The sequence below is a fragment of the Acinetobacter courvalinii genome, assembly GCF_014635545.1.
Lineage (GTDB): Bacteria > Pseudomonadota > Gammaproteobacteria > Pseudomonadales > Moraxellaceae > Acinetobacter > Acinetobacter courvalinii.
The window spans coordinates 77,180-91,967 of record NZ_BMDA01000007.1 but is presented as its reverse complement, the minus strand read 5'-3'; the positions used below and the strand labels follow the sequence as shown (position 1 = coordinate 91,967).

The following is a 14,788-nucleotide window of genomic DNA, read 5'->3' as shown; positions in this document are numbered from 1 at the left end:
TACGGAGCGAAACAGCTCCCTTGAACCAAGGGTGAGCTGTCATTATAACAGCGCCCGACGGGAGATTAGTCTTCATCTTGAACTGAAAATAAACCCGTTGATAAATAACGGTCACCGCGGTCGCAGATAATGCAGACAATCACGGCATCAGGAGTTTCTTCAGCAAGTTTAACCGATGCCCAAACTGCACCACCAGAAGAAGTACCCGCGCTGATCCCCTCGGTACGTGCCAGCTTACGCATGGTTTTTTCTGCTTCAATCTGGGGAATATCAATAATACGGTCGACACGACTTCGATCAAAAATGGTTGGCAAATATTCTTCAGGCCAACGGCGAATCCCCGCGATGCTGGAACCGTCCGAAGGTTGTAAACCGACAATCTGAATATCAGGGTTTTGTTCCTTCAAATATTTAGAAACCCCCATGATCGTACCTGTGGTGCCCATCGAGCTAACGAAATGAGTAATCTTGCCGCCTGTTTGCTTCCAGATTTCAGGTCCTGTGGTCAGATAATGCGCTTCAACATTGTCTGGGTTACCAAACTGGTTCAGTACAAAACCCTTGCCTTCTGCCTGCATTTGCATCGCCAGGTCACGCGCGCCTTCCATGCCTTGCTGCTGAGTCACTTCAATCAACTCCGCACCATAAGCTAGCATGGCATCTTTACGTTCCTGACTCATGTTGTTCGGCATGATCAGCTTCATTTTATAGCCGCGCATGGCCGCAACCATCGCCAAAGCAATACCGGTATTACCACTGGTCGCTTCAATCAAGGTATCGCCTGGCTGGATCTGCCCACGTTTTTCGGCCTGTACAATCATGTTATAGGCAGGACGATCCTTGACCGAACCTGCCGGATTGTTACCTTCTAATTTGGCTAATACCGTGGCCTGGGTATGACACGCTAAACGCTGCAAACGTACTAAAGGGGTTTTACCGACATACTCATCCAGTAAAAATTCATCTGCTAAAAAATCAGTTTGCGTATTCGTCATGATCGACACCGATATTAAGGTGGCGACTATTGTATGAAAAAAACAGAAATACTGCACCATTTCACTCTGCTTTTTATTGGCAAGCAGATCGCTGCGCTTATCAGAAAGCATGCTAAGATATTGCGCAGAATGATAAATCTGACCGAACTATGTCAAATTTCAATAAGACCATATCGAAACGTTTACGCCTCAATCATGCTTATGGGCAGTTGATTGCACTGATTCTTGTGCCAATTGCAATTTTGACAAGTGTAGGAATTCTCTGGGTTTTAGCCGAAACCACTAACTCAGCCAAACAGCAACAGCGCTCAGATGCCTCGGCGATTCTGGCACGCTATCATCAAACCGCGAATGATTTATTAAAGCTGGTGCAAGAGCAGCCCGATCAATATGACCGCGCGCAAAACATCATGCAAAAAATGTTTGATGAAAAGAATTTACAACGTGCCGTGCTGATTGATAATAAAGGACAGACCTATTTAAGTGTCGGTTATCAAAACAACCGCTTCTGGCCTAACTTCCCCAATAACAGTAATTTTTTCGGCCCGATTTCGCATAACCACAATAATATTTACGGTGCAAAACTGGACAGCGGCAATCCTGATTCCGTCTGGCTGATGATTGAACTGGACAATCAACCACTGGAACTGGCCCGCTATAAAGTCTTACTTTCATTGGTGGTCACTGGTTTATTGACCATCCTGATTTTACTGTTCTGCCTGAATGTGTTCTCCCGTCGCTGGCTGGCCCCGATCTACGAGATTCGTATGCAGATGCAACGACTCAATGCCGACACCCTCGATCAGCACATTGTGGTGAACAGTACCGGTGAACTGCGTTTACTACAGCGTGACATTGCCAACGTCGTCAAACGCCTGCACTTTAGCTTTCTCGAATTGAAAGAACATACCGAACAGACCGAAGAAGATTTACGTCGGACTCTGGATACATTGGAAGTTCAAAACATTACCTATCGTCAGGCGCGTGACCAGGCGATTTCATCCAATCAGTCCAAGTCGGTTTTCCTAGCCAATATCAGTCATGAGCTCAGAACGCCACTCAACAGTATTGATGGCTTTATTCATTTGTTGCTACGTCAGCAAAACCTGAGCAATGAACAGAACCTGTATCTGCAAACCATTCGAAAATCCTCAGCGCATTTATTGGCACTGATTAATGATGTACTGGACTTTTCTAAAATTGATGCAGGTAAACTGGAACTCGAAACCGCCCCGTTTGATCTTGAAGAAGCCATCTTTGATGTGATGGATATGCTCTCGCCGCTGGCGGCACAAAAGCATATCAATATGGCCTTCTATTATGCTGAAAACATTCCACAACATGTGGTTGGTGATGCGTTACGTTTCAAACAGATTCTGACCAACCTGATTTCCAATGCGATCAAGTTCACCCCTGACGGTGAGATTATCGTGCGGGTACGGATGGAAGATGATGAAATTGGACAATGTTTATTGCATTTCAGCGTCCAGGACAGCGGCATTGGCTTAAGCGGCACTGACCGTAAAAAATTATTCGAATCCTTTTCCCAAGGGGATGCTTCGGTTACCCGTCAATTTGGTGGAACTGGACTCGGTCTGGCCATTTCCAAGCAATTGGTACACCTGATGCACGGCCAGATTGGCTTTGAAGATAATCAGGAACGTGCACCCACAGAGAAAGGTTCAACCTTCTGGTTTACCGCATCCTTTAAAGTGGAAGAACAGGATGAGTTTGTCGAGCATCCTCATTTTGACCATTTACAGGTGGTGTCTTATCTGGCCCATCCTGCAACAGCCAGCGTGCTACGCTCATATCTGGAAAATTATCGGGTTTCCCATATCGAAACCCAATCCATTCTGGACTTGTTTAGCCGTTTAAATCATCTCAATCAGCAGGAAAGCACCTGGCTGATTGTGGACCATAGCGGCGATACCGAAGCCCTGTTAAAAGAAATTCGTCAGCGTTATCACGGTAACCTTGCGGTGTATGGTTACCAGATGAGCCTTGATCCGAATATGCTGAATGAATATCGCGCACGTCCGCTGTATCAACCGCTTAGTCGTCGCGAGCTGGTTCAGTTGCTCGGTAACCAGCCGATTTTCGAACAGGAACCTGAAGACTTTAATGGTCAAGGTCTACACGTTCTGGCCGTTGACGATCATCTACCCAACCTGATTGTACTTGAAGCGTTACTGGGTGAACTCAATGTCACCACCACCAAAGCACTCAGCGGACAAAAAGCCATTGATATTATTCAGGAGCGTATCGAGCAAAAATCACCACCATTCGATCTGGTATTTATGGATATTCAAATGCCGGTCATGTCAGGGATTGATACCACGCGCGCCATCCGCTCTCTAGAATCGACGCTTGATAATGGCATGCAACTGCCTATCATTGCCCTCACCGCACATGCACTGGCAGATGAAAAGCAGAAGTTACTTAAAGTGGGGATGAATGACTATGTCACTAAACCGATTCAGATGGAACAGATCATCCAGATCCTGACACACTGGACCAAGAATAACTTTAGTGCCCAGCCAGTCAATATTGAACAAAAGCGTCCAGTCGAGTCCATTGACCCTCATATTCTGAACTGGCAACAAAGCGTGCAGTTGGCTGCGAACAAAGAAGATTTGGCGCAAGACCTGTTGAATATGCTGGTCGACAGTTTCGATACCGAACTTGCAGAAATGCAGCAGTTGATTGAAATGGAAGATTTTCCACAGCTCGAGCATGTGCTACACCGTCTGTATGGCGCAACCCGCTATGTCGGTACACCGAATCTGCAACAGGTCTCAGGTGAGTTTGAACAGTTTGTCTCGACCTTACGCAAAGAGCGCCGTAAAGCAGATGATCAATTTATCCGTGAAACCAATCATCGTTTCAGTGAGCTCAATACAGCGATTGAACAGGTCAGACAGGCAGCACATTTGATCTTGCATGCGCACGACAGTTAAGGTGACTGGGGTGTCATGTTTCAGCCCTGACACTCATGTTATGCTGCCTCATCGAACACAATAAGAGTAAGACAGATGGCACTTTTACGCGTTGAAAAGAACAATGGAATTGCGACCGTTTCTTTAAACCGACCAGATAAACGCAATGCAATGAGCTTTGCCTTGCTAAAAGAACTAGTGGCCACCGCCAAAAAAATTGAAAAAGACCGTTCAATCCGCTGTGTCATCTTAACGGGTGAAGCCAATGTATTTAGTGCTGGCATCGACCTGTCTGATCTAAATAATCCGAAGAATACCGCATTTGCAGCATGGGAACTGATCAAGCCGGGCCAGAGCCTGTTTCAAAAAGCATTTTTAATCTGGCAGAACCTGCCGATTCCTGTGATTGCAGCCATTGAAGGCTATTGCTTTGGCGCTGGCATGCAACTGGCACTTGCCGCAGATATTCGCATCGCAACACCAAGCACTAAAATGTCGATTATGGAAAGTCGCTGGGGCCTTGTACCGGATATGGGACTAACCCGTTCCCTGAAAGGTCTGATTGGCGTTGATCTTGCCAAAGAACTGACGCTGACCGCACGTATCTTTGATGCCGAATATGCCAAGCAAATTGGTCTGGTGACGCATTTAGACAACGATCCATTGGCAAAAGCCCAGCTGATTGCCGAAGAAATATTACAGCGTTCACCTGATGCGATTATGGCTGCAAAACGCGTACTGGATGCAATGGAACACCAACCGGAAAAAGCATTACGTCTGGAAAAGCTGTGGCAACTTAAACTAATCTTAGGTAAAAATAGTCGTCTTGCGCGTAAGAAGGATAAAAACCCGGAAGTGGAATTTTTACCGCGCCAATATAAATAAGCACAATCAGGGAATATTCACATGCATGTTAATCAACAAACACCCATCGCATTTTTAGGTATGGGTTTAATGGGTACACGTATGGCCAGCCGACTGCTACAAGCCGGTTATACGGTGGCGGTCTGGAACCGTAGTCCTCATGCATGTGAAGTGCTGATTCAACAAGGTGCTCAAAGTCTGGACTTGGCAGAGATTGGAAATTATCCTGTCGTTTTAACCTGTCTGGCCGATGATCAGGCAGTTCAAAGTGTATTTTCCCAAATTCAGCCAGCCTTAAAAGCACAGCAAATCATTGTGGATTTTTCCAGTTTATCGGTTGCCGCGACGCTAAGTCTTGCCCAAGCAGCACAACAACAGGATGTAATCTGGATTGACTCTCCTGTATCCGGTGGAACCATGGGGGCTGAACAAGGGACCTTAGTCATTTTTGCAGGTGGTGATGCGGCGATCATCCAGCAACTTGATCCTATTTATCAGGTGCTGTCCCAGCGGGTAACACGTATGGGTGACTCGGGTACAGGTCAAGCCACCAAGATTTGTAATCAGTTAATTGTGGCAGCCAACAGTACTTTGATTGCTGAAGCGGTGGCACTGGCAGATCAGGCCGGTGTAGACACCACCCTATTGGCTCCCGCCCTTGCAGGCGGCTTTGCCGATTCAAAGCCGTTCCAGATACTGGCGCCGCGCATGGCAACCGAGACCTTTGAACCAGTGCAATGGAAAGTGCAAACTTTGTCAAAAGACCTCAACAATGCACTACAACTGGCACAAAGTTTTAACTTAAAGATACCTGTCGCACAAAAAGCCTTACTACAGTTACAAGCCCACCAAGAAAATGGCTTTGCCGAGAAGGATTTAGCTACTATTATCAAAGTTATAGAACAATAAACAGGGTCTATTGATTCAGGGAGTCAGAATATGAGCCATCTCGCAGTCAATTTATCAATGATTTTTACCGAAGTCCCTTTAATTGAGCGCTTTGCTTTAGCACATGCACACGGATTTCAACAGGTTGAAATTCAGTTTCCTTATGAGTTAGACGTAGTTGATTTACGCACCCAACTGGAACAACACAATCTGTCACTATGCCTGATCAATGTTCCTGCCGGTGATCTGATGCAGGGCGGTAATGGACTGGCAGGTATCCCGGGAAAAGAAATTGAATTCCATCAGGCGCTTGAACTGACTATACGCTATGCCACCGCACTCAATGTGCCGCGCGTTAATATTCTGGCCGGCAAACAACCCCTGGATGCAGATCTGCTCCCTTGTCTGAATACGCTGGCCAGCAACCTAAAGCTTGCTTGCCACATGTTGAGCGAGCAAGGTATCGAACTGGTTTTCGAGATGATTAATGGCACTGACATGCCACGTTTTTTGATCCAGAACATTGCTCAGGGTCAGGAAATGTTAGAAGCAGTTAACCATCCAGCCTTAAAAATGCAATATGACTGTTATCATATGGCGATGATGGGGGAAGATGTTTTAGCCGGGCTACAAGAAAATCTGCATCAGATTGGACATATTCAATTTGCCGACTGTCCGGGTCGCCATGAGCCAGATACAGGAAATATCCCGTATAAACAGATCTTTGACTGGCTGCTACAAAGCGACTATCGCGGCCTTATTGCAGCGGAATATCGGCCAAAAAACCAGTCAGATCAATCTTTTGCCTGGAAAAAGAAGTACTTTTCCAATGATGTGAATACATAAACTGTTACTGCTAAAATTTGAACTTTTTAGAGAAAAACGGTATATTTGAGAATGAGCAATTGTCAGGAAAATATACCCTCTATGAATTTAGAACCATCGCCCAGCGCTTCTAATTCTCACGACCTAAAAATCAAAACAGCGAACAAAGATGTACACGCTTGCCTTAAAGTTGTACATGAAGCTCTCACTGATGTAAAAGCCAAAGATATTCTTGAACTTGACGTAAGTACGATCAGCAATGTTGCCGATGCAATTGTAATTGCAAGCGGTACATCGACACGTCATGTTAAAGCCCTTGCAGACAATGTTGCTGATGAAGCACGTAAAGCAGGTTTCCGCCCAATCGGTGTCGAAGGTGAACGCGATGCTGAATGGATCTTAATCGATCTCGGTTTCGTTGTGGTACATGTAATGTTACCAACCGCGCGTAAGTTCTATGACCTAGAAAGCTTATGGCGTGCACCCGAATCTGTAGCGTAAAGCTCTCCAAAAAAGCGACCGAATCGGTCGCTTTTTTTATACTTAAAAACTCGTTTTAAGCTAGTTTTATGGTTCTTTCCTCCCGCTTGATAGATTCCTTCTTTTCATTGCCAATCAGCACAACAATGCTAGTATGGATTCACTGATCAGCAATTAAATCTAAAACAAGATGAAAGATTCAACTGAATGGATTGAAACACTCAACAAAATTACTGGACTCGCGCAAACAGGTTTGTACTATTCAAAAGATGTCTATGACAAAGAACGTTATGACCAAATTATCAGTTATGTTCGCACTTTGATTGATTTAAAAGAAATTGACACCCAAGACTTTATTGCAGATGTGCTTCAGGATGTCGGATATGCAACACCTAAAATAGATGTGCGTGCAGTCGTATTTAAAGACAATAAACTCTCTTATTAGCCAAAGAAACAGAAGACGGCTTATGGTCTATTCCAGGCGGCTGGGCTGATATTGGCTACTCAGCAGCAGAGAATGCAGAAAAAGAAGTTCTGGAAGAGACAGGATTAGAAGTGAAAGCAACCAGACTTCTGGCACTGACGGATCGGAGAAAACATCCTCATCCAGCCATGTTTCTACATGTGTATAAGGCTTTCTTTTGGTGTGAACTTATTGGGGGTGAGTTAAAACCAAGTATTGAAACATCTGAAGTGGGTTTCTTTGGTAGAAATGAATTACCTCCCATTTCTACAGCACGTGTCACAGAAGCACAAATCCATCAATTTTTTGAGTTACTGCAAGTTTTACCCGAGCAGACTGATTTCGACTAAGCTCCAATTCAAACAATTCATCATCTGCAAAGACCAGTAACGCGGCTCTCTAAAGATCTGTAAATACCAGTTATCACCCACCCTTACTTTTGACATGACAAATTGTCAAAATTGCAGCACTATACAGATTCTTGCCATCCCACCAATAAATAGCATAACTGGAGTACAGGAAGTGAAAATACTAATTACAGGTGCCAATACCGGCATTGGTTTTGCCACGGCAGAACAGCTGGTTAAACAAGGGCAACACGTGATTCTGGCCTGCCGAAATCCACAGAAAGCACAACAAGCACAAAACAAATTACGTGCACTCGACCAAGGTCAAGTCGACCTGATCTCCCTTGACCTCAACAGCCTTGAACTTACCCGAAAAGCAGCCGATGAAATCGCAGATCGTTACGGCAAGCTGGATGTGTTAATCAACAATGCGGGCTTATTTGCCAAGACTAAACAGCTGACAGCCGATGGCTTCGAGCAACAATTTGGTGTCAATTATCTCGGTCATTTTTTATTGACCCAAAAACTACTTCCTGTTTTAAAACAATCTCCTCAGGCACGGATTGTCCATTTAGCCTCAATCGCACATTGGGCAGGCTCCATCAAACCCAATAAGTTCCGCGCAGAAGGTTTTTATAATCCGCTGTTTTATTATGGACAATCCAAGCTTGCCAATTTATTGCTGAGCAATGCCTTGGCCGAACAGTTGGCAGATAGTTCAGTTACCAATAATGCCCTACATCCCGGTGGGGTTGCCTCTGATATTTATCGCGACCTACCCAAACCTGTTTATGCAGCAATGAAACTCGGCTTAGTTCCAACTTCTGTTCCTGCAAAACTGATTACTCAAATGGCGATTGGGGATGAATGGGCGAAACGCAATGGAGCATATGTCAGTGCACATATGCCTGACTGGAAATCTTCACATGCCAAAAATCAGCAACTGGCACGTGACCTCTATCAACAGTCTATGAACTTAGTTGAAAAGTTTATTTAAATAAAAATAACCTCAAATAAAAAAAGCCACCCGAAGGTGGCTTTTACAATCTGGGGTGCAGTCAGATTAGTGACCACCACCATTGATTGCTTTGGTCATGTCTTCCACAACTTTCTTGGCATCACCAAAGATCATCATGGTTTTTTCATTGTAGAACAAATCATTGTCTAGGCCAGCATAACCTGTCGCCATTGAACGCTTGATGACCATAATGGTACGTGCTTTATGTGCTTCAAGGATCGGCATACCGTAAATCGGTGAGCTTGGATCATCTTTCGCCGCTGGGTTAACCACGTCGTTCGCACCAATCACCAGTACCACGTCTGTTGCAGGGAAGTCCGAGTTGATCTCATCCATTTCCAAGATGTCTTCATAGGCAACATCTGCTTCTGCCAACAATACGTTCATATGACCAGGCATACGACCTGCCACTGGGTGAATCGCGAAGCGAACTTTTACGCCCTGCTCTTTCAGAATTTCACACAACTCTTTCACTGCATTCTGTGCACGACCTTGCGCCATACCATAACCCGGTACAATCACAACGCTGTCTGCATTTGACATCAGGAAGCCTGCGTCATCTGCTGAACCAGAACGGTGGTTACGTTGCACTTGCTCACCTTTGTCTGCTGAAGCAACTGTCGTGCCGCCCATTGCACCACCAAACAATACGTTGATGATTGAACGGTTCATCGCCTTACACATGATGTAAGAAAGAATCGCACCAGAAGAACCTACAAGCGAACCTGCAACAATCAACATATTGTTTTCAAGTGTGAAACCAATACCTGCCGCAGCCCAACCAGAGAATGAGTTCAATAGTGAAACCACAACTGGCATATCACCACCACCGACTGGTGCAATCCATACCCAGCCAAATGCAAGTGCAAGTGCTGTCATTGCCCAGAATGCAGTCATGTTACCGGTAGTGAAGAAGTAGAAACCACACGCCAGCATCGCAATAAAGATGATCGCCTGAACCGGTTTAACCCATGCACCCGAAATGGTTTTTGCCCATTTCTTTGCAGCCAATTTACCGTAAGCAAATACAGATGCAGTAAAGGTGATTGCACCCACGAAGCAGCCTACGAACAATTCAAATAAGTGAACTGAACTCATATGTGCATGTTGAACACCCGCAGCCGTTAAAGCAGCTTCATTTTGTGCAAACAATGCAGTGAGCTGGTTGTTATGCAAGATCGCAGCAATCGCAATCAATACCGCAGCCAAACCGACCAAAGAGTGCATCAATGCGACAGTTTCAGGCATTTGTGTCATTGGAACGGTTTTCGCACGAGCGATACCCACAACAGCACCTAACACCATTGCACCACCGATCATCCAGACCACTGGACGTTCAGCAACAAAGAAAGTGGTCACAACCGCAATCGCCATTGCGATCATACCGTAACGGTTACCCGCAATTGCAGTCTTAGGGCCAGACAAACCACGTAAGGTTAAGATAAAGAGGACAGCACCAATCAGGTAGAACCAATCCGCATAGTCTCGAATGAATTCCATCGCTTAGCCCTCTTTTTTCTTTTGCTTCGGCTTGAACATTTCAAGCATACGAGCAGTTACAGCAAAGCCACCGAAAATGTTAATGCTCGCCAGAAACACAGCAATCGCACCAAGCACACTCACCACATTGACACTCTGGAATGCAACATTGGCATCCACACCAATCGCAGGCATCCCCACAGTCTGGATCATCGCGCCCACCACAATAATTGAAGACAACGCGTTGGTTACCGCCATTAAAGGGGTATGCAATGCAGGTGTTACGCCCCACACCACGTAATAACCTACGAAGATGGCAAGGACGAAAATTGTAATCGTTTCAACCATGAGAACTCTCCTTAACCGCGCTTGAGCAGTACTTGACCGCCATGTGCCACAAGTAACGCTTTCTGGATTTCATCTTCCTGATTAATCGCAAAGCCTTTGTCTTTGTCGAATAATGTCTCAAGGAAGTTAAAAACGTTACGCGCATACAATGCCGATGCTTCTGTTGCAACCGTACCTGGAATGTTTGGGATACCCAAAATTTTCACGCCATTTTCAGTTGTAACCGTTTCGCCTTCTTTAGAACCTTCAACGTTACCACCCGTCTCAACAGCCATATCTAAAATGACAGAACCCGGTTTCATTTTGGCAACGGTTTCAGCTTTAATTAAACGCGGAGCATTACGACCTGGAATCAATGCAGTGGTGATTACGATGTCAGCATTTGATACAGCTTTATCGACAATCGCAGCTTGATCTTTGATGTATTGCTCACCCGGCTGCCAACCATAACCGCTTTTCGCAGCTTCAGCAGCACGTTGTTTTTCTTCATCTGACATTGGTACGTCTAGCCATTTGCCGCCTAGAGATTCAACTTGCTCTTTTGCGGTCGGACGTAAGTCTGTTGCTTCCACAACAGCACCCAAACGTTTCGCAGTCGCAATCGCCTGAAGACCAGCAACACCCACTCCCATAATCACAACACGGGCAGGTTTTACGGTACCTGCTGCGGTCATTAACATTGGGAACATACGTTGATATTCAGCCGCTGCTAACAATACAGACTTATAGCCTGCCAAGTTTGCCTGAGAAGAAAGTACATCCATATTTTGTGCGCGAGACAGCGTACGTGGAAGCAGTTCTAAAGCAAAAGCAGACACTTGCTGAGCAGCAAACTGGTCTAGTTCTGGATTGCGGTAAGGGTCAAACATTGCAACCACAGTCGTATTCGCCGCAAGTTTTTGAATTTCGTCGCCTTTAGGGGCACGTACCTTCAAAATAATTTGGCTACCTGTATATGCATCGTCCGTAATGGTTGCGCCAACTTGTTCATAAGCACTGTCAATATACGCAGCTTTAACACCAGCACCACGTTCAATGACAACGCTATGACCTGCGTTAATCAACTTCTTCACTGTTTCCGGTGTAGCCGCTACACGACTTTCACCAGCGACAGTTTCGGTTGGGATTCCGATCTGCATGAGCGTCCCTCAAGCTAGTTTTTCTTAAGTAAACATCGCCAATAGCAATGTTTCCCCCAGGAGTATTCTTTGTAGAAATTTGGATTCTAATGGAAGTTTTTTAAATTTCCACCCAATATTTATTTAATAAATACCCATATTTTGAACTGATGATTCACATTTATATTGAAAACTTGTATGCTCAGCATGTTTGACTTTTTGAAAAGCAAAGCTCTCCATTCATATATTCTTAATATGAAATTTTGATCAGTCTCCAAGCGATCCGTTCAGTTTTAATTGCGGTATTCCGTACCAGAAGGTACACCCACACGGCATTTATTCAACAAATTTACTCCTCATCCTTATCTTGAACAGCCTTGAACCAAGTTCCGTTTATAATCCTTTGGTTTTTATTGTGGCTATTCAAAAATAATGGGTTGAATCAGCATCATAGACATGCTGCTGGGGAGTGGGATTGGCTTCTCTTGCGTTTCTCTTGGTCGTTTCGGCGACTTCTTTATGAATGTGTCAGCAATACTTGCTGGATGACTTGTGATGAAATGACAAATTCTCTTATCAATAAATCTGAATTGAATTGAGATAAACCCTCAGAAAAACCAAAAAGAAATGTAAAAACTTGAGCAGGCATTTTTTCAAGTGATATTTGTATGGTTTTGTCTAGCAAAAGCCGTATTTTTGCACAATATTGGTGCAAAAATTAAACAACTCAATGACTCGCTTCATCCTTCTGGTTCAGCAATAATAAAATTTCCTGAAAATGTGCCCCCATTGCCTCTTCTGCGAGACAATCTTCTGGGTTTCTTAATGGACATTGTTGCAAAGACAGGCAGCCACAACCAATACATTGATCCAGTTGTTGACGTAGCTGAAGCAACATCATGATTTGCTGATCGAGTTGTCCCTGCCATTGTTGTGACATGACTTGCCAATCTTTTTTCGTGGCCACTTGCTGCTTCGGCAGGGTCGCAAAACTCTCTTTCATCTGTTGCAAGCTGATCCCGACTTGCTGGGCTGCTTTAATAATGGCAATCCTTCTCAACATCGCCCGTTGATAACGACGTTGGTTACCTGCGGTTCGCGTGCCCCAGATCAATTCTTTTTCTTCATAAAAACGGATGGTTGGAACTGAAACACCACTTCTTTTCGCCAGTTCGCCAATACTCAGCCAAGTCTGTAATTGTTGTTTCAAAATCTGCTTGACCTCTAGTTAACTTGAGCTTTGATACTAACATACCACAGCCACTAGAATGAGTTTTAGCATGAATCAGCCCCATACAGATGCATTTCAATTGATCAACCCCGATGCACTCTATGACCCGCATCGCAATGGCTATAGTCACGTCGCGATTGTAAAGCCCAATATGCGGATGATTCATATCACAGGTCAGGGTGGCGAAAATAAAAATGGCGAGCTGTCAGAATATTTTGACCAACAGGTACAACAAGTCTTCTATAATATTCAGCAGGCTTTAGCTTCAGCCCAAGCGAAACTGTCAGATATTGCCATGCTACGAATTCTGGTCGTCAATCATGATGCTGATAAGCTTCAGGCGCTGGTCGCGATCATGCAAAGCTTATGGAAAGATCAGGCATTTCCTGCTTGCACCCTGATTCCTGTACCTGCGCTAGCCCTAGAAAACATGCAAGTCGAAATCGAAGCCATCGCTTATACCGCATAAATCAGAATAGAGAATCCTATGTCTATCCCTCAAGAAGATATCAGTCAAAATAAAACTTTACTTTGGTTTATGGCAGCGGCATGCGGTTTATGTGCGGGCGCCAACTATTATAGTCAGCCCTTGATTCATTCGATTCAGCAATATTTTTCGGTGAGCGAAGGTCAGGCAGCCCTAACTGTCACCTTTGCGCAAGTGTCCTATGCACTCGGCCTGCTGTTTATTGTGCCAATGGGCGATGTGGTCAACAAAACCCGATTTATTCCTTTATTGATGGGTTTATGTGCTATTGGCTTGTTCATCAGTGCCTTTTCAGTAAATTTACCGATGTTGTGGTTGGGCACGGTGATGGCTGGCCTGTTTTCAGTGGCAGCTCAAGTGCTGATTCCTCTGGCCACCATGACGGTAAAACCTGAAAAAACAGGCGAAGTGATTGGCTTTTTGATGAGTGGTTTACTGGTCGGTATCTTGCTTTCAACCAGTCTTGCAGGATTATTCTCCAACCTGTTTCACTGGAAAGTCATTTATGTGGTCAGTGGCATTCTGATGTTGATTCTGGCCTATGCCTTAAAAAGCCGCCTGCCTTATGTCATGCGTATGAAGCTGAATTATGGTCAGGTTTTTGTCTCCATGGCACAACTGCTGAAGCAAGAAAAGCGTTTGGTGTTACGCGCACTCGCGGGTGGTTTTGCCTTTGCTGCGGTCAGTATTTTATATTCAACCATCGCCCTGTTGCTGACCTCAGCCCATCATCTACAAGACCTGCTGATTGGCATGGTGCCACTGGTCGGTATTTTTGGGGCGCTTTCTACCCAATATATTGGTAAATATGCAGATCAGGGCTATACCAGCCGACTGACCTGGATCGGTTGTGCCTTATTCATTCTCAGCTGGATATTTTTCTATTTCGGTCAAACGGTTTTAGTGAGCTATATTCTTGGATTTGCATTAATCCAGTTAGCTTTAGCATTAGTCCATACCAGTAACCAGAGCATTATTTTCCGGTTACGTCCCGATGCCAAATCACGGATTAATGCCATTTATATGACTGCCTACTTCACTGGCGGCGCTGGTGGTTCGGCTTTGGGAATTTTTGCCTGGAATCATGGTGGCTGGAGTGCAACCTGTCTGGCAGGCATCAGTCTGGTATTGGCCTGCATGCTATTTAGCTTTATAGATTATGTTGCGACCAAGCAAAACCAGATTGTAGCGTCTTAAATCTGGCTGTTTATGCTTAAAAATTGAAGTGATCAGGATCAGCATTGGTGAAATTTTGCTAAAACTCGTATAATGCTGCCCTTTCTTTTCTTGTCCACATCCGAGAGCC

The 14,788-nt window shown here is 44.8% G+C and carries 13 protein-coding genes and 1 pseudogene; 9 read left to right on the top strand and 5 right to left on the bottom strand.

Going from position 1 to position 14,788, the window contains the following annotated elements:
- Positions 1-65 precede the first annotated feature (65 nt).
- Positions 66-995, bottom strand: a complete 930-nt coding sequence (gene cysM / locus IEV39_RS17350) for a cysteine synthase CysM (protein ID WP_032875944.1) — start codon at positions 993-995, stop codon at positions 66-68.
- A 149-nt stretch (positions 996-1,144) separates the two neighbouring features.
- Between cysM and IEV39_RS17345 the strand changes: the two genes are divergently transcribed.
- From IEV39_RS17345 to IEV39_RS17315, 7 genes and pseudogenes are all read left to right on the top strand, one after another.
- Positions 1,145-3,955, top strand: coding sequence for a GacS-like sensor histidine kinase (locus tag IEV39_RS17345; RefSeq protein ID WP_005283384.1), 2,811 nt, complete (start codon positions 1,145-1,147; stop codon positions 3,953-3,955).
- A gap of 75 nt (positions 3,956-4,030) precedes the next feature.
- Positions 4,031-4,819 carry a crotonase/enoyl-CoA hydratase family protein gene (locus IEV39_RS17340; RefSeq protein WP_005283382.1) on the top strand — a complete coding sequence of 263 codons (789 nt, stop codon included), beginning with the start codon at positions 4,031-4,033 and terminating at the stop codon, positions 4,817-4,819.
- Positions 4,820-4,840: 21 nt separating this feature from the next.
- Positions 4,841-5,707: an NAD(P)-dependent oxidoreductase gene (locus IEV39_RS17335; protein WP_005283379.1), complete on the top strand. Its 867-nt coding sequence runs from the start codon at positions 4,841-4,843 to the stop codon at positions 5,705-5,707.
- A 30-nt stretch (positions 5,708-5,737) separates the two neighbouring features.
- A complete protein-coding gene (locus tag IEV39_RS17330) occupies positions 5,738-6,532 on the top strand; it encodes a hydroxypyruvate isomerase family protein (RefSeq protein WP_005283376.1) in 795 nt (264 codons plus the stop codon).
- An 81-nt stretch (positions 6,533-6,613) separates the two neighbouring features.
- Entirely contained in the window at positions 6,614-7,012 is a 399-nt protein-coding gene (gene rsfS / locus IEV39_RS17325) for a ribosome silencing factor (RefSeq protein WP_005228728.1), read from the top strand.
- A gap of 169 nt (positions 7,013-7,181) precedes the next feature.
- Positions 7,182-7,804, top strand: a pseudogene (locus IEV39_RS17320) (NUDIX hydrolase).
- 172 nt (positions 7,805-7,976) lie between these two features.
- Positions 7,977-8,798 (top strand): SDR family NAD(P)-dependent oxidoreductase, encoded by an 822-nt coding sequence (locus tag IEV39_RS17315; protein ID WP_005283367.1) that lies wholly within the window; start codon positions 7,977-7,979, stop codon positions 8,796-8,798.
- Positions 8,799-8,864: 66 nt separating this feature from the next.
- Here the strand turns inward: IEV39_RS17315 and IEV39_RS17310 are convergent, their stop codons facing one another.
- The 4 genes from IEV39_RS17310 to soxR form a co-directional block, all read right to left on the bottom strand.
- Positions 8,865-10,319 carry an NAD(P)(+) transhydrogenase (Re/Si-specific) subunit beta gene (locus IEV39_RS17310; protein ID WP_005283363.1) on the bottom strand — a complete coding sequence of 485 codons (1,455 nt, stop codon included), beginning with the start codon at positions 10,317-10,319 and terminating at the stop codon, positions 8,865-8,867.
- Between the two features lie 3 nt (positions 10,320-10,322).
- Complete coding sequence (locus tag IEV39_RS17305; RefSeq protein WP_004774657.1) at positions 10,323-10,646, bottom strand: proton-translocating transhydrogenase family protein; 324 nt, start codon at positions 10,644-10,646, stop codon at positions 10,323-10,325.
- Between the two features lie 11 nt (positions 10,647-10,657).
- Positions 10,658-11,785: a Re/Si-specific NAD(P)(+) transhydrogenase subunit alpha gene (locus IEV39_RS17300; protein ID WP_005228719.1), complete on the bottom strand. Its 1,128-nt coding sequence runs from the start codon at positions 11,783-11,785 to the stop codon at positions 10,658-10,660.
- Between the two features lie 706 nt (positions 11,786-12,491).
- The gene (gene soxR / locus IEV39_RS17295; RefSeq protein ID WP_126687705.1) at positions 12,492-12,977 is read right to left on the bottom strand and encodes a redox-sensitive transcriptional activator SoxR; all 486 of its coding nucleotides are present in this window, start codon (positions 12,975-12,977) and stop codon (positions 12,492-12,494) included.
- 67 nt (positions 12,978-13,044) lie between these two features.
- On the opposite strand from soxR, the gene IEV39_RS17290 reads away from it, so the two are divergent.
- Positions 13,045-13,464, top strand: coding sequence for a RidA family protein (locus IEV39_RS17290; RefSeq protein ID WP_005283357.1), 420 nt, complete (start codon positions 13,045-13,047; stop codon positions 13,462-13,464).
- Between the two features lie 18 nt (positions 13,465-13,482).
- A complete protein-coding gene (locus tag IEV39_RS17285; protein ID WP_005283354.1) occupies positions 13,483-14,679 on the top strand; it encodes an MFS transporter in 1,197 nt (398 codons plus the stop codon).
- Positions 14,680-14,788 lie beyond the last annotated feature (109 nt).